Source organism: Lysobacter arenosi, from assembly GCF_016613475.2.
GTDB classification, from domain to species: Bacteria; Pseudomonadota; Gammaproteobacteria; order Xanthomonadales; family Xanthomonadaceae; genus Lysobacter_J; species Lysobacter_J arenosi.
Genome location: NZ_CP071517.1, coordinates 2906840 through 2927112 on the forward strand (window position 1 = coordinate 2906840; position 20273 = coordinate 2927112).

General features: G+C 67.2%; 21 protein-coding genes. 12 read left to right on the forward strand and 9 right to left on the reverse strand.

The features are described from left to right. The first annotated feature begins 19 nt into the window (after positions 1-19). On the forward strand, positions 20-733 hold the full coding sequence (locus tag HIV01_RS13370; RefSeq protein ID WP_200607855.1) for an SIMPL domain-containing protein: 714 nt from the start codon (positions 20-22) through the stop codon (positions 731-733). Positions 734-799: 66 nt separating this feature from the next. Continuing rightward, positions 800-1312: a GNAT family N-acetyltransferase gene (locus tag HIV01_RS13375; protein WP_200607857.1), complete on the forward strand. Its 513-nt coding sequence runs from the start codon at positions 800-802 to the stop codon at positions 1310-1312. A gap of 256 nt (positions 1313-1568) precedes the next feature. On the opposite strand, the gene HIV01_RS13380 is transcribed toward HIV01_RS13375, so the two are convergent. Beyond that, positions 1569-2135: a M48 metallopeptidase family protein gene (locus HIV01_RS13380; RefSeq protein ID WP_425600233.1), complete on the reverse strand. Its 567-nt coding sequence runs from the start codon at positions 2133-2135 to the stop codon at positions 1569-1571. Between HIV01_RS13380 and HIV01_RS13385 the strand changes: the two genes are divergently transcribed. After that, positions 2134-2688: a DUF2058 domain-containing protein gene (locus HIV01_RS13385; RefSeq protein ID WP_200607861.1), complete on the forward strand. Its 555-nt coding sequence runs from the start codon at positions 2134-2136 to the stop codon at positions 2686-2688. The two genes, HIV01_RS13380 and HIV01_RS13385, sit on opposite strands and share 2 nt — an antisense overlap. A gap of 19 nt (positions 2689-2707) precedes the next feature. Here the strand turns inward: HIV01_RS13385 and HIV01_RS13390 are convergent, their stop codons facing one another. Further along, entirely contained in the window at positions 2708-3355 is a 648-nt protein-coding gene (locus HIV01_RS13390) for an alternative oxidase (RefSeq protein ID WP_200607863.1), read from the reverse strand. Between the two features lie 139 nt (positions 3356-3494). Continuing rightward, positions 3495-4163, reverse strand: coding sequence for a TetR/AcrR family transcriptional regulator (locus HIV01_RS13395; protein WP_200607865.1), 669 nt, complete (start codon positions 4161-4163; stop codon positions 3495-3497). 232 nt (positions 4164-4395) lie between these two features. Between HIV01_RS13395 and HIV01_RS13400 the strand changes: the two genes are divergently transcribed. The 5 genes from HIV01_RS13400 to HIV01_RS13420 are packed head-to-tail and all read left to right on the forward strand — an operon-like array spanning position 4396 to position 10498. Next, on the forward strand, positions 4396-5907 hold the full coding sequence (locus tag HIV01_RS13400) for an efflux transporter outer membrane subunit (protein WP_200607867.1): 1512 nt from the start codon (positions 4396-4398) through the stop codon (positions 5905-5907). Further along, on the forward strand, positions 5904-7502 hold the full coding sequence (locus tag HIV01_RS13405; protein WP_245156804.1) for an MFS transporter: 1599 nt from the start codon (positions 5904-5906) through the stop codon (positions 7500-7502). Before HIV01_RS13400 ends, HIV01_RS13405 begins: the two co-directional genes overlap by 4 nt. Positions 7503-7558: 56 nt before the next feature. Next, positions 7559-8548: an HlyD family secretion protein gene (locus HIV01_RS13410; protein WP_245156805.1), complete on the forward strand. Its 990-nt coding sequence runs from the start codon at positions 7559-7561 to the stop codon at positions 8546-8548. 41 nt (positions 8549-8589) lie between these two features. Beyond that, positions 8590-9234 (forward strand): TetR/AcrR family transcriptional regulator C-terminal domain-containing protein, encoded by a 645-nt coding sequence (locus tag HIV01_RS13415; protein ID WP_200607871.1) that lies wholly within the window; start codon positions 8590-8592, stop codon positions 9232-9234. Beyond that, on the forward strand, positions 9206-10498 hold the full coding sequence (locus HIV01_RS13420; RefSeq protein ID WP_200607873.1) for a TetR/AcrR family transcriptional regulator C-terminal domain-containing protein: 1293 nt from the start codon (positions 9206-9208) through the stop codon (positions 10496-10498). The genes HIV01_RS13415 and HIV01_RS13420 overlap by 29 nt, the downstream gene beginning before the upstream one ends. Here the strand turns inward: HIV01_RS13420 and HIV01_RS13425 are convergent. From HIV01_RS13425 to HIV01_RS18175, 4 genes are all read right to left on the reverse strand, one after another. Further along, positions 10450-11136 carry a class I SAM-dependent methyltransferase gene (locus HIV01_RS13425; protein ID WP_200607874.1) on the reverse strand — a complete coding sequence of 229 codons (687 nt, stop codon included), beginning with the start codon at positions 11134-11136 and terminating at the stop codon, positions 10450-10452. The two genes, HIV01_RS13420 and HIV01_RS13425, sit on opposite strands and share 49 nt — an antisense overlap. A 162-nt stretch (positions 11137-11298) precedes the next feature. Further along, on the reverse strand, positions 11299-11730 hold the full coding sequence (locus HIV01_RS13430) for a GFA family protein (protein ID WP_245156806.1): 432 nt from the start codon (positions 11728-11730) through the stop codon (positions 11299-11301). Continuing rightward, positions 11727-13025 carry a sialidase family protein gene (locus HIV01_RS13435; protein ID WP_207526961.1) on the reverse strand — a complete coding sequence of 433 codons (1299 nt, stop codon included), beginning with the start codon at positions 13023-13025 and terminating at the stop codon, positions 11727-11729. The genes HIV01_RS13430 and HIV01_RS13435 overlap by 4 nt, the downstream gene beginning before the upstream one ends. 60 nt (positions 13026-13085) lie before the next feature. After that, positions 13086-13853, reverse strand: coding sequence for a nuclear transport factor 2 family protein (locus HIV01_RS18175; RefSeq protein ID WP_245156807.1), 768 nt, complete (start codon positions 13851-13853; stop codon positions 13086-13088). A gap of 104 nt (positions 13854-13957) precedes the next feature. On the opposite strand from HIV01_RS18175, the gene HIV01_RS13445 reads away from it, so the two are divergent. Then, a complete protein-coding gene (locus tag HIV01_RS13445; RefSeq protein ID WP_200607877.1) occupies positions 13958-14227 on the forward strand; it encodes a hypothetical protein in 270 nt (89 codons plus the stop codon). 2 nt (positions 14228-14229) lie between these two features. Here the strand turns inward: HIV01_RS13445 and mnmG are convergent, their stop codons facing one another. Both mnmG and HIV01_RS13455 read right to left on the reverse strand, forming a co-directional pair. After that, positions 14230-16119 carry a tRNA uridine-5-carboxymethylaminomethyl(34) synthesis enzyme MnmG gene (mnmG, locus tag HIV01_RS13450; protein ID WP_200607880.1) on the reverse strand — a complete coding sequence of 630 codons (1890 nt, stop codon included), beginning with the start codon at positions 16117-16119 and terminating at the stop codon, positions 14230-14232. A gap of 716 nt (positions 16120-16835) precedes the next feature. Continuing rightward, entirely contained in the window at positions 16836-17435 is a 600-nt protein-coding gene (locus HIV01_RS13455; protein WP_207526962.1) for a hypothetical protein, read from the reverse strand. 209 nt (positions 17436-17644) lie between these two features. On the opposite strand from HIV01_RS13455, the gene HIV01_RS13460 reads away from it, so the two are divergent. The 3 genes from HIV01_RS13460 to HIV01_RS13470 all read left to right on the forward strand — a co-directional run bounded on the left by HIV01_RS13460 (position 17645) and on the right by HIV01_RS13470 (position 20191). Continuing rightward, complete coding sequence (locus HIV01_RS13460) at positions 17645-18574, forward strand: DMT family transporter (protein ID WP_200607884.1); 930 nt, start codon at positions 17645-17647, stop codon at positions 18572-18574. A 9-nt stretch (positions 18575-18583) separates the two neighbouring features. Then, positions 18584-19582: a pyridoxal-phosphate dependent enzyme gene (locus tag HIV01_RS13465; RefSeq protein ID WP_200607885.1), complete on the forward strand. Its 999-nt coding sequence runs from the start codon at positions 18584-18586 to the stop codon at positions 19580-19582. Positions 19583-19762: 180 nt separating this feature from the next. After that, positions 19763-20191 carry a ketosteroid isomerase-related protein gene (locus tag HIV01_RS13470; protein WP_200607886.1) on the forward strand — a complete coding sequence of 143 codons (429 nt, stop codon included), beginning with the start codon at positions 19763-19765 and terminating at the stop codon, positions 20189-20191. The last annotated feature ends 82 nt before the right edge of the window (positions 20192-20273 follow it).

Here is a 20273-nt window from a genome sequence, read left to right on the forward strand (position 1 = left end):
CTCCCCGGGGAGGACGACCATGCGCACGACACTGCTGGCACTGCTGTTTCTGGTTCCAACTCTTGCGCTGGCCGGTACTCCGCTGCCCGATGGGCCGCACCTGGTGGTCACCGGCGAGGGCAAGGTTTCGGCCAAGCCCGATTCGGCACGCATACGCTTCGATTTTTCCAGGCGCGCTTCACGCCCGCTGCCGGCCAAGCAGCAAGTCGATGCGGCGGTGAACGCGCTCCTCGATGGCCTGCATGGATTTCCGATCAAGGCCGACGATGTGAGGGCCTCCGATCTGTCGGCATCCGAGGACATCGACTACAACGACGACGGCAAGCCGGTTTCCAACGGATTCCTTGCCGAGCGCAACGTGACGGTGGTGCTCAACGACCTGACCCGCCTCAACGAGTTGCTGGATTTCGGACTGGATGCCGGCGCGAGCGGAATCGGCAATGTCGAGTTCGCCTCAAGCCACGCCAAGGCGCTTCGCGACGATGCCAAGCGCAAGGCTGTCGACGATGCCCGTCTGCGCGCGGGTGAGCTTGCCACTTCGTTCAACGCCCAGATCGGCCCCGTCTACAGCATCAACAGTCTTTCTGCGAAGCTGCAAGAGGGATATCGGTACGGCGAGTCCACCACCCTCGACTCCATCACGGTCACAGGCACCCGTGCGCAGGGCCGCTACCTGCAGCCGGAAGTCGAGTACCGCGAGTCGATCCAGGCGGTGTTCGAACTGAAGCGCTGAGGCAACGGCTAGAATCCTGCCGTGCCTGCGTCACGGCGACGGCGGCATGATATGGACTGGTGATTGATGACCCTCATCCTGCAGACGCAACGGCTCAACCTGCGCGAGCTCAATGAACTCGATGCACCCTTCATCCTCGAGTTGCTGACCGATCCGTCGTTCCTGGAGAACATCGGCGACCGCGGCGTGAGCGACCTCGACAGCGCGCTGAATTACATCCGCACCGGTCCCGGCGACAGCTATGCGCGCAATGGCTATGGCCTGTGGCTGGTCGAACTGAAGGACTCAGGCATTCCGGTCGGCACCTGCGGCCTGATCCGCCGCGACACGCTGCCGGCCGCCGACATCGGCTACGCATTCCTTCCGCGACACTGGGGACAGGGCTACGCGGTCGAGGCCTGCGCGGCAGTGCGCGACCGCGCGCTGCGCACTCTGGCGATGCCGCAGTTGCTGGCGATCGTGTCGCCCGGCAACGATGCCTCGATCAAGGTGCTGGAGCGGATCGGGCTGAGCTTTCGCGAAATGGTGCAACTGGGCGCAGATGCCGAACAGTTGAAGCTGTATTCGCTGGACGCATGACGACCCGCGACCGTGGCTAGTTCGCCAACAGTTTGATCAGCCCGGCGATGAGGCACCCGCTCCACAGAAGCGAGAGAGTTACCCGTTTGAATCGACGCTCCATCTCCGATCCCCCTGATCGTGCGAATTCCTGCGCACGTTGTACCCAAGGATTGTGTCCTTCGGTAGACAGCCGAGACTTATTCTCATAAGGGCGACGGATGCCCGCGCGCCAGCCAAGCGTGACGCAAATCCCACTTCTCCCGCGCCGCTGAATTCACCTGCCGGCATCGAGATGCGTCAGGAACAGCCGCAGATCGAACTCCAGCTGGTGGTAATCCGGCTCCATGTGCGTGCACAGCTGGTAGAAGGCCTTGTTGTGATCGGTCTCTTTCATGTGCGCAAGTTCATGGACGACGATCATCTTCAGGAACTCGGCCGGCGCATCGCGGAACACCGTGGCGATGCGGATCTCGCGGCTGGCCTTGAGCTTGCCGCCGTGCACCCTGGAGATCGCGGTATGGGTGCCCAGCGCATGCTTCATCACCTGCAGCTTGCTGTCGTAGACCACCTTGCCCAGCGGCACCGCCTTTCGCATGTGCCGGTCCTTGAGCGCCTGCACGTACTCATACAGCTGTCCGTCGCTGCGCACGGCGTGGGCCTGGGCGTACTTGTCGGCCAGCATCGCGCCCAGCCGGTCCTGCTCGATCAGTTCGCGCACCCGCTCCTGAACGTGTGGCGGATAGCCGGCGAGGTACTTCAGCGGTTCCATCGGTGCGGGGCGGGTGCGAAGGGGTCGGAGGGTATGATGGGCCCGAAATCCCCAGGCACGAATCAGCGACATGGCGAAGGCGAATCCCCTTCAGGAACAACTGCTCAAGGCGGGCCTGGTCAAGAAATCCAAGGTGGCCGAGGTCGCGCGCGAGCAGAACAAGGCCCGCCATGCCAAGGGACCGTCCGGCCCCGGCGAGATCCAGCTGGAAGCCGAGCGTGCGCGGGCCGAGAAGGCCGAACGCGACCGGACACTGGCGGCAGAGCGCAAGGCGCAGCTGCGCGTCGCCGAACTGCGCGCCCAGGCGCGACAGATCATCGAGGACAGGAAAGTCCCGCGTTCGGGTGAGAGCGAGTACCGCTTCACCGTGGACGGCGCCATCCGCACGCTGCTGCTGAATGCGGACCTGCGCAAGAAGCTGTCCACCGGCGCCCTTGTGATCGCCCGCCTGGACGACCGCTTCGAACTGTTGCCGCGCGAGGCCGCCGACAAGGTGCGCGAGCGCGATGCCGGCATGATCGTGCTCGACCACGGCCAGGACGCGGGCACGGATCCTGCCGCTGCAACGTCCGAGGACGACGCGTACTACGCGCAGTTCCAAGTGCCCGACGACCTGGTCTGGTAGTAGCGCGGTCCAGTCGCCCTTACAGCGGTTCCGTGACCGGAACCGGACGCCCCTGCTGACCGGCGATGGCGTGATTGACGTCGCGATGGCCGGCTTCGTCGTCGCGCACCGCGATGACAACCTCGCGCAGCCGCGCATCGGCCGGCAACTTCCAGTACTCGATCGCGATCGCCGGCGCCGGCACGTTGTCGATGCGACCGGCGTCGATCTCTTCCAGGTAGCGCGTGTAGCTCACCACCGCCTCTTCCTCGAAGTAGCCGACCAGGCGGTGCGCGGTGCGCGAAGAGACGATGTAGAGCAGCAGGTAGAAGGTGAAGAACAGTGCCTGCGCGATCAGCACCATCATGCGTTCGAACCAGCTCGGTTTGGCGATCTCCATGAACGTCATCAGGTGCATGCGTTCGTTGTCGGCCTCGTCCAGCAAGGTGCGGATCCAGCCCTTGTCGTCGCGCATCCAGCGCAGGCAGCGCAGGTGCAGCAGCGCGCCACCGACCATGCCGGGCACGGCGGCGACCGTCTCCAGGACGATCGCGCGATTGCCGTAGCGCTTGGCGAACAGAGTGTCGGCGAAGAAGCGCAGGAAGCGCGTCGTTCCGTAGGCAACGCGGTCCGACAGGTTGCGCACGGGGTGGTGCAGATCGACCGGATGGGTGGATCCAGCGTTCATCGGGAGTCTCCGGACCGGACGATGGCCCGGCCGATGGCAAAGGAATCTAGGCGACGCGGTCGTTCGCGACCAGCCATGCCGGTGGACATGCGCTGTTGAGCAACGGGCACCAATCGACAGCGCCTATGACGCGGACCGTTCATGAGGCCTGGCGCGTCGTGCGCGCTCCGTCCAGAAAGATGTCCACGGCCTGGATCACCCTTGGACTCCACTCGCGCTCCGTCAGCGGTGGGCGCACGCCCAGCACGACTTCGAGGTGCGAGTCGTCGCGCAGCATGCCGATGAAGTGCTCGGCCGCTTGCGCCGGGTTGGCGAGCGTGACCACTCCGGCCGCCGCGTAGCGCTCCAGCAACCGCGCCAGGCCCGACGCCGCCCGGCCCGAACCGTTCTTCAGGAACGCATTGGCCAGGCCCGGCATGCGCCCACTCTCCGACACGACCAGCCGATAGACCGCGACGGTCCTGGGATCCATCAGCACCTGCATCACCGCACGGGCGAAGCGGATCAGCGAAGCGCGCACGTCGTTGCCGACGTCCTCGCCGGCGTCGGGTATCGCCTGCAACGCGGCTTCGGACAGGTTGGTGACCATCGCCGCGAACAGATCGTCCTTGCCGCCGAAGTGGCTGTAGATCGCGCGCTTGGAGCCTCCGACCTTCTCGATCACCGCGTCGATGCTGGTGTTGGCATAGCCATCACGCAGGAACAGCTCGCTCGCGGCCTCGAGTATCTGGTTGCGCAGCTCGTCGGAGCTGCGACGAGGCCGGCGCGGAGAGGCCTGGTCGGCGGAGTTGGGCGGGGGATTGGGCATGGGGCCTCCGGCTCTTGAACGGAACGGTCTTGACATTAACGGTACTGGTCATTACCTTTATTCGCAACGGTACTAGTCAGTACCCAACCAGCCACCGCGACCGCCGCCACAGGTGCTTCATGGCGATTCCCCCTTCCCAGGCAGGAGCGAATCCCCCGCTCCCGTTTCCTCATGAACCCTGCTGTGCGGCGGTGGCGGCGGATCGGGCCGATCGACCCGGAGGAATCCCGCAATGACCTCACGCCCGTCACCGCCCCGTCGCCCACGTCGCGCCGGCGCGGCCCTCTGCCTGGCCGTGCTCCTGCCCGGCTGCATGGTGGGTCCGGACTTCGTCAGGCCCGACGACGGTCTTCAACAGGCCGTGCTGACCCCGCGGGCCGAGCACGCCGACGCGGCGCAGCCGACCGGTTCCAGCGTCCCCGCGCAGTGGTGGACGCTGTTCAACGACGCATTGCTGTCGGACCTGCAAGCGCGTGCGCTGGCGTCCAACCTGGATGTGCAGACCGCCTCCGCCCGGATCGAGCAGAGCCGCGCGCAACTCGGCATTGCCGCCTCGGCGCTGCTGCCCAGCGTGGGCGCCAGCGCCAGCTACTCGCGCGAGGCACTGAGCGAACACGGCAAGTTCGCCGCGCTGGGCGCACCTTCAACGCCGAGCGATTTCTGGCAGCTCGGCTTCGACGCCAGTTGGGAAATCGACCTGTGGGGACGCGCCCGCCGTGTCCGCGAAGGAGCGCGCGCGAGCCTGGATGCCGCGCTGTACGAACGCGAGGCCACGCGCGTGGCCCTGTCTGCCGAGGTCGCCAGGGCGTACCTGCAGTTGCGCGGACTGCAGGCGCAACTGGACATTGCCGAACAGAACCAGGCCATCGGCGAACGCACGCTCGGCCTGGCCGAAAGCCGCGAGCGCAATGGCGTCGCCACGCGCTTTGAAACTTCCTCCGCCCGCGCGCAGCTGGCGACGATCAATGCATTGGTTCCCGAGCTGGCGCAGCGACGCAACGCGCAGATGAACGCGCTTGCGTTGCTGCTGGGCGCGCCGCCACGCACGCTGGATGCGGAACTGCGCGAAGCGATGCCGTTGCCTTCGCTGCCGGTCAACGTGCCGGTGGGCGTCTCCTCGGAACTGGCGCGCCGGCGACCGGACATCCTGCGCGCCGAAGCCCAGCTGCACGCCGCCACGGCCGCGATCGGCGTGGCCAAGGCCGACTTCTATCCGCGCATCGGCCTGAGGGGCCGGATCGGCGTGGAAGCATTCGAGAGCGGGGATCTCGACAGTTGGGATTCGCGCTTCTTCTCTGTCGGCCCGACCGTATTCCTGCCGATCTTCCAGGGCGGCAGGCTGACCCGCCGACTCGAGTTGAACGAAGCGCGGCAGAAGCTCACCGCCCTCGCCTACCGGCAGACGGTGCTGCGCGCCTGGCACGAAGTGGACAACGCCCTCGATGCCTGGGCCGCGCAACAGCGACAGCATGCCGAGCTGGTCATCGCGTTCGAGCAGAGTTCCGAAGCGTTGCGCGTCGCCGAGCGGGGTTATCGCGAAGGCGCCGCCGACTACCTGAGCGTGCTGACCGCGCAGCGCAACGTGCTGGCCAGCCAGACCAGCCTCAATGCCAGCATGACCGGCGCCGCGCTCACGCTGGTGAATCTCTACAAATCGCTCGGCGGTGGCTGGAATCCGGAGGACGTCGAACTCTCTTCGGCTCCGGTGGCTTCGGCCTCCGCTCCGGTCGGACCCGGGCAGTGACCCGCGCGACGTCGCCAGCATCGCCACTGACCCCGGTTGCCCCGGCCGCAGCGGGCAAGCCGTCTCTGCGTCAGGTCGGCGCGCTGCTCGGCATCTTCCTCGCCGCGATGATGGCGGGACTGAACAACCGCGTCGGCGCGCTGGCACTGGCCGATGTGCGCGGCGCGCTGGGCTTCGGCCTGGACGACGCATCCTGGGTCTCCACCGCCTACACCGCCGGCGAACTGATCGCGATGCCGTTCGCGGCTTGGTTCGCCATCACACTCTCGGTGCGCCGCATGCACCTGTGGATGGTCGCCACCTGCGCCGCGCTGGCAGTGCTGCTGCCCTTCGTCGAGAACCTGGACCTGCTGATCGGCCTGCGCTTCGTGCAAGGCATCAGCAGCGGCACGTTGATTCCGATCCTGATGATGGCGGCGCTGAAGTTCCTGCCGCCGCACATCCGCCTGCACGGGCTGGCGCTGTACGCGATGACGGCGACATTTGCGCCGAATCTGGCGATCTGGCTGGCCGGGCAATGGACCGACGCAATCTCGGACTGGCGCTGGGTGTACTGGCAGATCGTGCCATTGGCGCTGGTGGCCGCACTGCTGGTGAGCCGCGGACTTCCGGTCGAAGCCGTCCAGACGCCGCGATTCCGCCAGGCCAACTGGCTGGGCATGGCCATCGGGGTGCCGGCACTGGGGCTGATCACGATCGCACTCGACCAGGGCGTGCGGCTGGAATGGTTCAACTCGCCGTTGATCACCTTCGCGCTGCTGGCGGGCCTCGTGCTGCTGTTCGCCTACCTGCTGACGGAGTGGTACCACCCGGCGCCGTTCCTCAAGCTGCAGATCCTCGGACGGCGCAACCTGGCACTGGGCTGCATCCTGTTCGTGCTGCTGCTCGTAGTGCTGCTGTCGGGCTCGCTGCTGCCGGCCAACTACCTGGGGCAGATCCAGAACTACCGCGCCATGCAGACCGCGCCGATCGGCCTGATCGTGGCCCTGCCGCAACTGGTGCTGGGGTCGCTGGTCGCGCTGCTGCTTTACCGGAAGTGGATCGATGCACGGCTCGTGTTCGCCTCCGGGCTGGCCCTGATCGCACTGGCCTGCCTTGCCGCCTCGCAACTGGACGCCGACTGGAACTGGAAGCAGTTCGTGGCTGCGCAGACGTTGCAGGCCTTCGGCCAGCCCATGGCGGTGGTGTCGATGCTGTTCCTGATCACCAGCGTGGTGCAGCCCGCGGAAGGTCCTTTCATCTCCGGCACGATCAATGCGCTGCGCGCGTTCGGTTCGATGCTCGGCGTGGCGGTGGTGGCGCAGTTCACCACCGTTCGCGCCCGCTTCCATGCCGAGATGCTGCTCGACCACGCGGCCCTCGTCGGCAACTCGCTGCCTGAGGCGCCGGAGCCTTCGCAACTGATGCAGATGATCGCGCAGCAGTCGCTGGTGCTGTCGACCGCCGATGCGTATCGCGCACTCGCCGTGCTGGCTCTTCTCATGATTCCGCTCGTCCTGCGCCTGACCCATATCCCCGCGCCTGCGATGCGCGCGCCATCGCCCGCTTCTCCCGTACCTGCCACACCTCCCGTTGCATCCCTTTCTCACGGATAACCGCCATGGCATTGCCGAAGACAGCCAGGGTCACCGTTGCCGCACTGCTTCTCGCAGTGGCCGTCGGCGGCGTGATCCTCCTCAACCGCCACGAGTCCCGTGCATCGACCCAGTCCACCGACGACGCCTACGTACAGGCCGACTTCACGACTGTCGCGCCACAGGTGTCGGGAACGGTCGATGCCGTCCTGATCAAGGACAACCAGGTCGTGAAGGCGGGCGACTTGCTGGCCACTATCGAGGACAGCGACTTCATCGTTGCCGTCAACTCAGCCAAGGCCCAGGTCGAGGGCGCCAAGGCTACCGTCGCCGGTCTGGAGGCGCGCCTGGTGCAACAGGAGACGGCGATTCGCCAGGCGCAGGCAGCCCTGGATGCGGACAACGCCTCGCTGAAGCTGGCGCGGACCAATCGCGCGCGCTACTCCAATCTGGCTGCCGACGGATCGGGCACCTTGCAGGCGCTGCAGCAGGCCGAAGCGCAGTTGAGCATCCAGCTGGCAGCGCAACAGAGGAATCAGGCGGGGCTGCAGGCCGCACGCGAGCAGGTGGGCATCCTCAAGGCGGACCTTCAGAAAGCCCGGGCGGCCCATTCGCAGGCGTTGTCCGGCCAGGCTTCGGCCGAGCTCAAACTGTCCTATACCCGCATCCGTGCGCCGGTCGGCGGCACGATCGGGCAGAAATCCGTGCGCGTCGGTGCCTTCGTCAATGCCGGCAAACCGCTGCTGGCGATCGTTCCGCTCGATGCGGTCTATGTCGCCGCGAACTTTCGCGAGACCCAGCTGGCACGCGTGCGGGCCGGACACGTCGTCGACATCCAAGTCGATGCGCTGCCTGGCCAGGTCCTGAAAGGAAAGGTGGAGAGCCTTGGCCCCGCCAGTGGTGTCAGCTACTCCGCCGTTGCGCCGCACAACGCCACCGGCAACTTCACCAAGATCGTGCAGCGACTTCCCGTCCGCATCAGCATCGATCGCGGCCAGCCGGCGGCGGCGATGCTGCGGGTGGGCATGTCGGTCACGCCGATGATCCGCGTCGGTGAGAAGGGCTAGGCACGCAGACGTTCACAACCAACGACAACTAGAAAGCAATCATGAGCATCATCCCCCCGCGCAATGCATCCGGCGCACGGCGAGACGCGATCCTGCGGGACGTCGCCGATGCCATCCGGAACGTGGATGGCGATCCGACGAACATCGAGAGCGTCATCGCCGCGAGCAATACCCGTCAACAGGAAGTCGTCGCCCAGTTCGGCAGCAGCAGCGGCCTGCTCATCGCCCTCATGGAGAAGGTCGCCAGGTCGACGCTGGAGCCACTGGGTTACTGCAGGAACGAGGAGGAGTTCCGCGCGAACCTGCTAGAGTTCGCCATCCGGATGACGAACGAGCATTCCGGCTTGCAGCTGCAGCGCCTGTACCGGATCGCGCTCACGGGCGTGATCAGGGATGCCAGTGTCGGCCGCGACGCTTACAGGCATGGCCCGGGGCTGGTGAAGGATGAACTGGCGCGATTCTTCCGCGCCGCGCAGTCGGCCGGCATCGACCTGAGCGGCGACAGCCACCGCTTGGCTAGCCATCTGATGGCGCTGCTGCGGGCCAGGTGGAGCCTCGTCGGCGTCGCGCCGCGCAACATCGTTGCCGCGTCCCAACAGCGCGACGTGAACCAGATAATCGAACTGTTCTGTGCCGGTATTCAATCGGAGGCGCGGAGTGACTACGTTGTTCCCCAGGTCGCTTGAGTCGGACCAGGCCCCCGTCGCGCGGATTCCACAGCGCCCGGATCTGCTGCGGGGCGATGGCGTGCCGGAAGAGCTGGCGATCGAGGTCGACGCCAACGGTTCCCCGGTGACGATCGAGGCCGCTACCTGGCTGATCTGCTTCGTCCCGGGGCTCCGTCGGCAGTGGTGGCACCGCTTCGCCGATGCGCGGCACAAGCATGTGTTCGCGTTGCGCGAGGTCGGCGACGGCACCTGGCTGCTGGTCGAGCCATGGTGGACACGAATGATGGTGAACGTGCTTACCGTCGATGAAGCGACCAAGTTCCTGCGCTGGGCAGGAGTGGGCGACATCCTGCAGGTGCGCGAATCGATTCCGGGTTGCGGCAGCCAGATGCGCGGGTGGTCGAACTGCAGCGTGCAGATGGCCTACCTGCTCGGCCGTTCGTATCGGACATGGACGCCGAATGGGCTTTACCGACGCCTGCTGCGCGAGCCCGACACGCGCCGCGTCGATGCATCGACCTTGCTGAAGAAGCATTTCCAGTTCGTGGCGAACCGAACGGTCAACATGACGCTCAGGGCGATCCCGAGGCGGCGGGACGAGTCGCTCGATGCCACGTTGCTGGCCCTCGGCACCGGCGTGATGACGGCCATGACCTCGATATCGGCGATCGGTCTGTACAAGGTCGTGGTCTCGGATTCGAGCCGGTTCCAGGACGCAGCGGACATGTTCTGGGCGCTCGGCCCCGGGCGTGCGATCGGGCGCGTCCGCGAAGCGCTGGAGGATGCCAGGCACCGCGGCGAGATCGACGTCGATGACTGCCATGTCGCCGCGCTCGAGTTCATGGCGATGCTCCGCGGCAATCTTTATCTGGAGACCGTGTTCGGCTTGCGCGGAGCGCCGGCGGCCAGCGAGATCGGCGACCACGTGCGCTCCGTCATCGCTGTGTTCCTGCACGGAGCGCGGCCGGCGGTCGGCAGTGGTGGCGGCCGCGCGGATTTCGCAATGACGGGTGCGATCTGTCATTCCGGTCTGGAGATGCCACCGACGCACGCCCTGACGGCGGCAGGGCTGATCCGCGAGATCGGCGAATCCGCGCGCGAGATCGTCGACGGTAACGACTGGCAGCAAGTGGCCGGTTGGGCCGAAGCCGTCTGGCGCGGCTATTCGAACTGCACCGGCCTGCCCTGGGAGCAGGCCTCGGCGCGCATCCACGACGTGTGGAAAGCGACGGGCTACCCGGACAGGTCTTCCACGAGCGACGCAGGCTTCGTGCGCGAGTAATGCAGCAGGCGGCCGCGGAACGGCGGCAGGTCCTCGTCGTCCATCGGGCAGCGCTCTTCGATCAGCGCGAAGCCTTGGGCCGTGAGAAGACGGGTGAAGCGCGTGCTGTGGCCACGGCCGGGGTCGGTGACCACCACTTCGGCCGTGGGCAGCGCATGCCGCTCGACGACGCTGGACAGCAGCAGCGCGTGATCGATTTCGTACAGCACATCGCTGGCGATGATCAGGTCAAAGTGCCCCAGTGTCGGCAGCGGTACGTCCCAGCGCATGTGGCGATAGTGCAGCGCCGGCAGCGCATTGAGCGCAGCATTGTAGGCAAGGAAAGACTCGGCCAGCGGATGCATGTCGGAAGCAACCACATTCGCGCCGCGGCCCTGCAGCACCAGGCTGGCCAGGCCGATACCGCAACCGAGTTCGAGCACGCGCTTGTCGGCGACGTCGAAGCGGTGCATGGCCTGCGCAAGCAGGCGCCCTGCCGGCCAGATCTGGCCGAACAGGCTCCATTGCGCGGACGAGATGCCCAGGCGCTCGCCATGGCCGTCGGGATCGGAGAACTGCTGTTTGTCGCTGAGAACACGCAGACGGTAATCGTGCCCACCGATGGGGACGATCTGGTTCCGGGTGGTATAGCCTGGCACTGGCGCTCCCGGCCTCGCGAAGAGGCGGGTGGACTCACATGAATGGGAGCGAGGCGTGCGGGCGCCGAGCGGCAGAGCAGACGCGCGGGTCACGGCGCGTGCTTGAGAAACATCCTACACCCGACGGGCTGGCGAGCCGGCGAGAAAGGAACGTGGAGGCGCCTACACGACCTCGATCCGCACGTCGGCGAACCACAGTTGCTGCCAGCGCAGTGGCTTGTCTTGAGCGCTGAGCAATCGCGGTTGCGCAACCTGCTCTGGCGCGAAGTCCGTTACCCCGTCGACTGCGCGCACGTTGAGGGCGGCGAACAGGCGATCCTCGCTGCGATAGGTCGCCGTCACCAGCACGCCGCATCGGGCGCAGACGATGAACTCCGCCTGGTCGGAACCTTGCCGGTAGTGCACAGCGGCGTCGCCGCCATGCTGCTGCAAGCGCAGGATTCCGGCCGGATCGGTCAGCCAGGCCGCGCCGTGCTTGCGGCAGAAGTCGCAATCGCACGCGCGTGGCGCGTAGTCGTGCGCGGGACGGGACAGCGTCGCCTGCATGACCAGGTTGCGGCAATGGCAACTGGCATGGACGACGGAACCGGTCACGGCACCAGCCGATAGTGCTGACCTTGCAGTCGCGGCTTGCCGTCGACGACGTCGGTCCAGACCACATAGGCGCCGTCGTCGCCGAGTGCCAGCTGGGCGAAGCCGGTGGCCCGCCCGCGCCCCTGCAGGCGCGCGACTTCGACGCGTTGCTGTTCGCGCGCCAGGTCCGTCGTGTAATGCGCGAGATGCAACGACTGCACGCCGGCATCCTCGCGCATCCACAGCATCCAGGCACCGTCCGCATCGAGCGCGAGATCGACGCGCCCCTGCACCGGCATGCCCTGGTCGACCGTCAGCGGCGCAGCAAAGCTGTCGCCGGCATCGCTGCTGCGCGCCAGCTTCAGCGCGGGCATGTCGCCGGCCGCGGTGTACCAGGCCACGATTGCGGCATCGCCGTCGGCGGCAACGGCAGGGCCGTTGACCGGGCAGGCCGGCATCTTCCAGCCATCGGCGTGGACCGGGTGCGCCGGCGTCCAGGCATCGCCCTGCAGGCGGGTGATGGCGATGTCGCGGATCTCGTCAGGCGTGCGATCGCGATAGACCAGCAACGGCCCGCGGCCGCCGAGGGCGACATCGGTCTGGCAGCAATCGCACGTCATCGTGTCGATCTCGCGTTCGCCGTCGCGCTTGAGCGTTGCGTCGAACAGCGCGGCGCGCAATGTCATCGCGCCACCACCGTGGCCCTCGGCACCACCGTGGCCATGACCACCACCGCTGTTGCGGCCGTCGAGCCAGGCGATGCCGAGGCGATCGCGCGATGCCGGCCACAGCGAGACGAAACCATGTTCGGTCGGCGTGCCGTCATCGTTCACCAGCACCGGTTGCGACCAGGTACGGCCCTCGTCGCCGGAGCGGACCAGCGCGACGTCGTACGCGTACGGCGCCTTCGCCGACTTCTTCAGCCAGTGTGCCCACAACGCGCCATCCGGCGTCACGGCAAGGTGCGGCGTGTCGGCCCAGTTGACGAACCAGTCGTTGCCGCGCGCGATCTCCTTCGCTTCGCTCCATCCGCCCTTGCCGTAGCGGGCGAACTTCAGCGTGTGTCCGTCGCCTTCGGTCTCGATCCAGGGACAGCAGGAGCGAACCGTCTGGTGCGCGCACGAGATCCGGCTGCGCGGCCACAGGCCCTGGCCCGTCGGCAGTGACCATGCCTCGGCCACCGCCAGGGTGGCCGTGGTTGGCGCGGCTTGCGTCGACGTGGCCGCGCCGGTCTGGACGGGCGCATCGGTACTCGGGGTTGAGCGGTCGCAGGCGACCGCCAGCAACAGCAACAGCGGGAGGAGGGCGGGCTTCATCGAGGGCGGCTTCATCGGCGCAAGCCTAGCGCGCCGGGCGAGCCGATGGGATGCCTGCCGTCAGAACTTGCCGTTGCCGTTTTTCCACTGCTCCCGCGGCGGGATCGCTTCTATGGTGTCCCAGTGCTCGGCGATCTTGCCGTTCTCGATGCGCCACAGGTCGTAGAACGCCACGTGCTGGCTGCCCGTCTGGCCCTCGCTGACGGAGAGAATGAAGTTGCCCTCGCCGAGGATGCGGTGGACGCGCTCGTACTTCATCGCCCTGCCCTGCTGGGCCATCGCGTACAACGCGCTGCCCAGCGCCGACAGTCCGTTGGCGATATTCGGGTTGTGCTGGATGTAACGGTCGCCGTCGAAGTAGCCCGCCAGCCTGTCCATGCGTCCGTGGACGAGGATGTCGTCGAGGAACGAGCGCACCAGCGCCTTGTTCACCGCGGTCTGGTCCAGGTCGACGACCAGCAGCGTGCCGTCGATCATGCTGTGACCGCTGGGGTTCGGCGCGTCGGGCTTGTCCTGCAGGTTGTCCCAGTGTTCGACGATCTTGCCCTCGTCGAAGCGGAAGATGTCGAAGCCGATCTTCGGTCCGAAGAAGTCGTAGTCGGTATGGGCGAAGACGAAATCGCCGTCCTGGAACACGCGCACCGTGTTCACCCTGGCGCTGCCCTCGGGGAGTTGCTGGAGCAGTTCGCCGAAACCGGCCAGGCCGTCGCCGACGGCCAGGTTGTGCTGCACGTACCGGCTTGGGTGGATATAGCCCACCGGGTGGGCATCACCGGTTTCTATGCTCTTCAGAAGCAGTGCCACCTGCTCCTTGGGCGACATGGTCATGGTCGTGTCTCTCGTTCGATGCGGTCGGTGGTCATTTTCCGCATCGGGCCCATGATTCACAGGTCGATGGGCGACAGCCAGCTGTGAATTTCGGACATCCTGCGATGCGCAAACGGCAAGTCGACAGCATCTTGCGTGTCGCGTACCAGCCGCCTGGCGAGTACGGGCTGGACGTGGAGGTTTTCACGGTGGCTGCGTTGCGCGGTCGCGTCGACGACGCTCACTTCCGTGTCACGCAACGCATCGCTTTCCACATGCTGATCTGCGTGACCGGATCATTGCTGGCACTGCGGCCGGAGCAGGTGCTGCACAAGTTCTTCAAGCGCGACGCCGGCTGCGCGCCGGGTGAGTTCCGGCGCCGGCATTCGTCCTGAGGTCAGGCGACGCGCGCACGGCGCGCGCGGGTCAGGTGCACCAGCAGCAACGAGATCGCCGCCGGCGTCATGCCGGGGATGCGCTGCGCCTGGCCGATGGTCTGCGGGCGCACGCGCTCGAGCTTTCCCAGCACTTCGGCCGAAAGACCGCGCACACCCGCGTAATCGAAGTCGTGCGGAATGGCCGTGGTTTCGTGGCGCTGCTGGCGCTCGATTTCCTCACGCTGGCGATCGAGGTAACCGGCGTACTTGACGCCGATCTCGACCTGCTCGGACACGGCTGCGTCTTCCACCGCGGGACCCAGCGACGGCACCTGCATCAGCTTGGCGTAGTCGAGTTCCGGACGCTTGAGCAGATCCAGCGCGCTGGTCTCGCGGCTGATCTCGATGCCGAGCACGGCCATGGCCTCGCGGCCCAGGGCATTGCCCGGCGCGGCCCAGACCGCGCCCAGGCGCGTGTTCTCGCGTGCGACGGCTTCGCGCTTGGCGTCGAAGCGGGCGAAACGGGCGTCGTCGACCAGGCCCAGTTCGCGACCCACCGGCGTCAGTCGCGCGTCGGCATTGTCCTCGCGCAGCTGCAGGCGGTATTCGGCGCGCGAGGTGAACATGCGATACGGCTCGCTGGTGCCGTGGGTGATCAGGTCGTCGACCAGCACGCCAAGGTAGGCCTCGTCGCGGCGCGGCGACCAGCCTTCCAGGCCCTTGGTGAAGCGCGCGGCGTTGACGCCGGCGAGCAGGCCCTGCGCGGCGGCTTCCTCGTAGCCGGTGGTGCCGTTGATCTGGCCGGCGAAGAACAGGCCCGACATCGCCTTGGTCTCCAGCGTCGACTTCAGGCCACGCGGGTCGAAGAAGTCGTACTCGATCGCGTAGCCCGGACGGGTGATGTGCGCGTTCTCGAACCCGCGGATCGAGCGCACCAGCGCCAGCTGCACGTCGAACGGCAGCGAGGTGGAGATGCCGTTGGGGTAGATCTCGGCGACGTCCAGGCCTTCGGGCTCGACGAAGATCTGGTGGCTGGGCTTCTCGGCGAAGCGCACCACCTTGTCCTCGATCGAGGGGCAGTAACGCGGGCCGATGCCTTCGATCTGGCCGGTGTACAGCGGCGAGCGGTCGAGCGCGCCGCGGATGATCTCGTGGGTCTGCTCGCTGGTGTGGGTGATCCAGCACGAGACCTGGCGCGGATGGTCGGCGTGGCTGCCCATGAAGGACATCACCGGGCGCGGATCGTCGCCGGGCTGCTCTTCCATCACCGAGTAGTCGAGCGTGCGGCCGTCGATGCGCGGCGGCGTGCCGGTCTTGAGACGGTCGACCACGAACGGGCCTTCGCGCAGGCGCGCGGCCAGCGCGACGGCGGGCGGATCACCGGCGCGGCCGGCGGCATAGGTGGTCTGGCCGACGTGGACCTTGCCGGCCAGGAAGGTGCCCGCGGTCAGGACCACGGCCGGCGCTTCGAAGCGCAGGCCGGTCTGGGTGATCGCGCCGGCGACGCGGCCATCGGCGAAGACGATGTCGTCGACCGCGGCCTGGAACAGGGTCAGGTTGGGCTGGCTCTCGACCGCGCGACGGATGAAGCTGCGGTACAGCGCGCGATCGGCCTGGCAGCGGGTCGCGCGCACGGCCGGGCCCTTGCTCGCATTGAGCCGGCGCCATTGGATGCCGGCTGCATCGGCGGCGCGCGCCATGATGCCGCCCAGCGCATCGATTTCCTTGACCAGGTGGCCCTTGCCGATGCCGCCGATGGCCGGGTTGCAGCTCATCGCGCCGACGGTCTCCACCGAATGCGTCAGCAGCAGCGTGCGTGCGCCGGCGCGTGCAGACGCAAGCGCGGCCTCGGTGCCGGCATGGCCGCCGCCGATCACGATCACGTCGTACTGGTAGAAGTTCTGGCTCATCGGGTCCTGGGGTCTTTGGCGACTCATCGGGCTTCGCGCCGCTGGCGAATTTTAGGCCACCGCGGTTTGCCCTGCCGGTCAGTCTGAATGTCACGTGAAAGTTGGCACGGTTCCTGCTTTGTACTTATTGCACCCAGCGGGGCAGGCGCTCATCGCCGGCCGGATTTGGAACAGGGGCTGGCCAAGCGCTCGCGGGGGAAGCCGGGGGGCCGAATGTCGGGGGACGTTCGGCCCCTCTTTTTTTTTGGCTTCGCCTTCAAAAAACCCAAAGTTTGCTGCGCAAACCATGGGCCCCATCGGTAGGTCTCCAATCCCCTGCGGCTGCCGCCGCGCCCCCTTACCAAGGGGGCTGCCGCTTCCAGAAATTCTTTCGCGCCGGGTTGTCGCTTCGGGGAGTCGTCCTGGGCGGGGCCGCGCCTCCTTCTCGAACGCCTGCTCAAACGCAAACGACCCCGCCTGGGCGGGGTCGCGGGGAGCGTTTGGAGCTTTCTTCGACTCGGCCGCGCTTGGCGCGGCGGGCCGGAATGGGCGCCGACGCCCGACGGGGACGGAACAGGGGGGATCCGTGGTTCCTCGCCGGGCGCCGACATGGAAGCTGGGCCGCTTTGCTGTTTACGTCCAAAAGCGACGTAATCGGTCAATAGCCGCAGATTGCCGTCAGTCGAGCCGAGACGCAAGCGGAAAAATGTGAATTGCGGCCAGCTTGCGCAACCCCATCAGGGCTCGTGTCGCGGTGCGCGCTCGCGACCTGCCGACGGACGGCGCGGGGCGTCATTTCGCGGCATCGGACGCGGCTCGTTGGTCGCTTCCGGGTTGGTCGGTCGAACCGCCGAACCGGGGCGACCGCCAGGTCGCGGACCAGGCTGCACTCCCGGCTGTGGCGTCGGGCCCTCGCCATTCCAGCCGGGTCGGTTCGGGTAGTTGCCGTACCCGCCGCCATGGCCCTGACCGTAGCCGTAGCCGCCGCGCCCGCGGTAGCGCGGGTAGTTGTAGTACCCGTGCCCGCCGCCGTACCCCGGGTAGCCGGGACCGTAGCCGTGGCGATATGGATAGGCGTAGCGGTGCGGGTAGGCGTAGCGGTACGGGTAGCCATAGCCATAGCCGTAGCGATATGGATAGGCATAGGGGTAATACCCGCCCCAGCCACCGTAGTAGCCGCCATAGCCGCCACCGTAGCCGCCGTAATAGCGGTACTCGACGCTGGGTCGACCGTAGTAGTAGTCACCCGAGCCACCGTAGCCGCGGTAGCCGTAGTCGGTGATGCAACCCGCCAGCAGTGTCGCGGCGAGTGCAGGTATCAGTAGTTTGCGGATCATGATGCGGAACCCCCCGGGTCAGGCCGTCAGCATCAGGCCGTGGAATTGAACTCGGCCTTAATTTTTCCGGCTCTTGCCTGCTGCGGGTTAACGGGGCTCTCCCCGCCCCGGCGGATGCCGCCGCTCCAGATGCAGGAAGACCGCGCATTGCCCTATCCGGGCACCGATGCCAGCATGCCACGCTTTGTTTCCATCCCCCGAGAGCGTCGATGACCCTGCACCGTGCGTCCGGCCAATGGCGGCTGGGACTGATGCTCACCCTGGTCACCGCGCTGTGCTGGGCGACGCTGCCGGTCGCGCTGAAGCTGGTCCTGGAGGTCCTCGACCCGATCACCCTGACCTGGTTCCGCTTCCTGGTCGCGGCGGTCGTGACCGGTGCCTGGCTCGGCGCACGCGGCAAGCTCGGCGGTTATGCCCAGCTGGGTCGCCGCGGCAGCGCGATGCTGGCGCTGGCGGCGCTGATGCTGGTCGGCAACTACGTCTTCTATCTGCTCGGCGTGCAGCACACCACGCCGGCCAACGCCCAGCTGCTGATCCAGCTGGCACCGCTGTTGATGACACTGGGCGGCGTGTGGGTGTTCGGCGAGCAGTTCCGCGCCGCGCAATGGTTGGGCCTGGCCCTGCTGGTGACCGGCATGGTGCTGTTCTTTGCCGACCAGCTGGCAGCCAGCGCGCGGGCGCCCGGCTACGTCTTCGGATCGGCGCTGGTCATCATCGGCGCGATCGTATGGGCGGTGTACGCGCTGCTGCAGAAGCAGTTGCTGCTGCGCCTTGGCTCGATGCAGGTGCTGCTTTTCATCTACGCCTTCGCCAGCGTCGCGCTGCTGCCGTTCTCGCACCCGGCGGCGCTGCTGCAACTGGACGCGGTGCACTGGGCGATGCTGCTGTACTGCGCCTTCAACACCATCGGCGCGTATGGCGCCTTCGCCGAGGCGTTGGCGCACTGGGAGGCATCGCGGGTATCGGCGATCCTCGCCACCACGCCCCTGCTGTGTATAGCGGCAGCCACCGCCGTGCATGCGCTGTGGCCGCAATGGCTGGCACCGGAACGGATCACCACGCTGGGCTGGATCGGCGCGGCGTTGGTGGTGGCCGGCTCGGCGGCGGTGAGCCTGCTCAACCGGCCTGCGCCGCGCTAGCATCGGCGCATGACCAACGCCGCTCCTGCCCAGCCCGCCGCCCGCGCCGCCACCCTGCCCGATTTCGACGCGGTCCTGGCCGCCGCGGCGCGCATCGCGCCCCATGCCCACGTCACCCCGGTGCTGCGTGCGCACAGCCTGGATGCGCTGGCCGGTTGCGAGCTGCACTTCAAGGCCGAGCACCTGCAACGCGCCGGTGCCTTCAAGTTCCGCGGCGCGTGCAATGCGATCTGGTCGCTGACGCCGGACGAAGCCGCACGTGGCGTGGTCACGCATTCCTCGGGCAATCACGGCGCCGCCCTGGCCCTGGCTGCGCGCACGCGCGGCGTGGCCTGCCATGTGGTGGTGCCCGAAGGCGCGGTTGCCGCCAAGGTCGCGGCCATCGAAGCCTACGGCGCGGTGCTGCACCGCTGCGCGGCCACGATCGCCGCGCGCGAAGCCAAGTGCGCCCAGGTCCAGGCCGACACTGGCGCCGAGCTGGTGCATCCGTATACCGATTCCCGCGTGATCGCCGGCCAGGGCACTGCAGCGATGGAGCTGCTGGCCAACGACACCGCGTTCGACGCGCTGATCGTGCCGGTCGGCGGTGGCGGCCTGGCCGCAGGCACGGCGCTGAGCGTGGCCGCGTTGTCGCCGCGGACGAAGTTGTTCCTGGCCGAGCCCAGCGGCGCGGCCGAGACCTGGGCATCGATGCAGCGCGGCGAGCGCGTCACCGAGTTCACCCCTGATACCGTCTGCGACGGCCTGCGCGGCACCCTGGGCGATCCCAACTTCGTCATGCTCCACCAGCACCGCGCCGAAGTCCTCAAGGTCGACGACCGCGACACGATCGCGGCGATGCGCCTGCTCTGGCAGCGCACCAAGCAGATCGTCGAGCCGTCCTCGGCCGTTGCGCTGGCGGCAGTGCTGACGCGCAAGGACCTGTTTGCCGGTCAGCGCGTGGGCATCGTGCTGTCGGGCGGCAACGTCGATCCGGACGCACTGCCGGAACTGTTCGCGCGCGGCTGACAGGCCGGATGTCGGAACAGCGTTAACGCTAACGTCGGTCGCCACAGGGGTTCGGCTGGCCATTGGCGGCACCGGTCACGTTCGCGACCACCCGCTGCGCCGCTATTATCCCCATGCCGGCTCTTCGCCGGCGTCGCCAAGCCGGCCACCCCCGCCGGCGGCCCGCAAGGACACGCGATGATGAAGATCGACGGAACCCGCAGCCACGACCGCGCCACGGAGCTGATCCTGGCGTACTACGCGGCGTTCAATCGCGGCGACTGGGACGCGATGCTGGCCCTGCTTGGCGAGGGCATCATCCACGACCTCAACCAGGGCCCGCGCGAGATCGGCCACGAGGCCTTCGCCGCGTTCCTGCAGCGCATGGCGCGCAGCTATCGCGAACAGTTGCACGACATCGTGGTCATGGTGTCCCCCGACGGGGCGCGTGCCGCGGCCGAGTACATCGTCCATGGCGAGTACGTGGTCAGCGACACCGGCCTGCCCGAAGCACGCGGGCAGAAGTACGTGTTGCCCGGCGGGGCGTTCTTCGAGGTCAACGACGGACGCATCCAGCGCGTGAGCAACTACTACAACCTCGAAGACTGGATCGCCCAGGTCGGCGGCTGAGCCTCCTTCTCCCGGCAGGTTGCTGTGTGTCGGCCGGGCTGCGACAGACGCCTTACGTTTGACGCCGTAGAGTCGGGCCACC

Excerpts from the sequence above, each read along its gene's own strand:
- HIV01_RS13385 (WP_200607861.1), top strand. The coding sequence starts at position 2,134 with ATGGCGAAGGCGAATCCCCTTCAGGAACAACTGCTCAAGGCGGGCCTG.
- HIV01_RS13460 (WP_200607884.1), top strand. The coding sequence starts at position 17,645 with ATGACCCTGCACCGTGCGTCCGGCCAATGGCGGCTGGGACTGATGCTC.
- HIV01_RS13395 (WP_200607865.1), bottom strand. The coding sequence starts at position 4,163 with ATGCCCAATCCCCCGCCCAACTCCGCCGACCAGGCCTCTCCGCGCCGG.
- HIV01_RS13400 (WP_200607867.1), top strand. The coding sequence starts at position 4,396 with ATGACCTCACGCCCGTCACCGCCCCGTCGCCCACGTCGCGCCGGCGCG.
- HIV01_RS13390 (WP_200607863.1), bottom strand. The coding sequence starts at position 3,355 with ATGAACGCTGGATCCACCCATCCGGTCGATCTGCACCACCCCGTGCGC.
- HIV01_RS13455 (WP_207526962.1), bottom strand. The coding sequence starts at position 17,435 with ATGATCCGCAAACTACTGATACCTGCACTCGCCGCGACACTGCTGGCG.
- HIV01_RS13375 (WP_200607857.1), top strand. The coding sequence starts at position 800 with ATGACCCTCATCCTGCAGACGCAACGGCTCAACCTGCGCGAGCTCAAT.
- HIV01_RS13370 (WP_200607855.1), top strand. The coding sequence starts at position 20 with ATGCGCACGACACTGCTGGCACTGCTGTTTCTGGTTCCAACTCTTGCG.
- HIV01_RS13415 (WP_200607871.1), top strand. The coding sequence starts at position 8,590 with ATGAGCATCATCCCCCCGCGCAATGCATCCGGCGCACGGCGAGACGCG.
- HIV01_RS13465 (WP_200607885.1), top strand. The coding sequence starts at position 18,584 with ATGACCAACGCCGCTCCTGCCCAGCCCGCCGCCCGCGCCGCCACCCTG.
- HIV01_RS13470 (WP_200607886.1), top strand. The coding sequence starts at position 19,763 with ATGAAGATCGACGGAACCCGCAGCCACGACCGCGCCACGGAGCTGATC.
- HIV01_RS13380 (WP_425600233.1), bottom strand. The coding sequence starts at position 2,135 with ATGTCGCTGATTCGTGCCTGGGGATTTCGGGCCCATCATACCCTCCGA.
- HIV01_RS13435 (WP_207526961.1), bottom strand. The coding sequence starts at position 13,025 with ATGAAGCCCGCCCTCCTCCCGCTGTTGCTGTTGCTGGCGGTCGCCTGC.
- mnmG (WP_200607880.1), bottom strand. The coding sequence starts at position 16,119 with ATGAGCCAGAACTTCTACCAGTACGACGTGATCGTGATCGGCGGCGGC.
- HIV01_RS18175 (WP_245156807.1), bottom strand. The coding sequence starts at position 13,853 with ATGACCATGTCGCCCAAGGAGCAGGTGGCACTGCTTCTGAAGAGCATA.
- HIV01_RS13445 (WP_200607877.1), top strand. The coding sequence starts at position 13,958 with ATGCGCAAACGGCAAGTCGACAGCATCTTGCGTGTCGCGTACCAGCCG.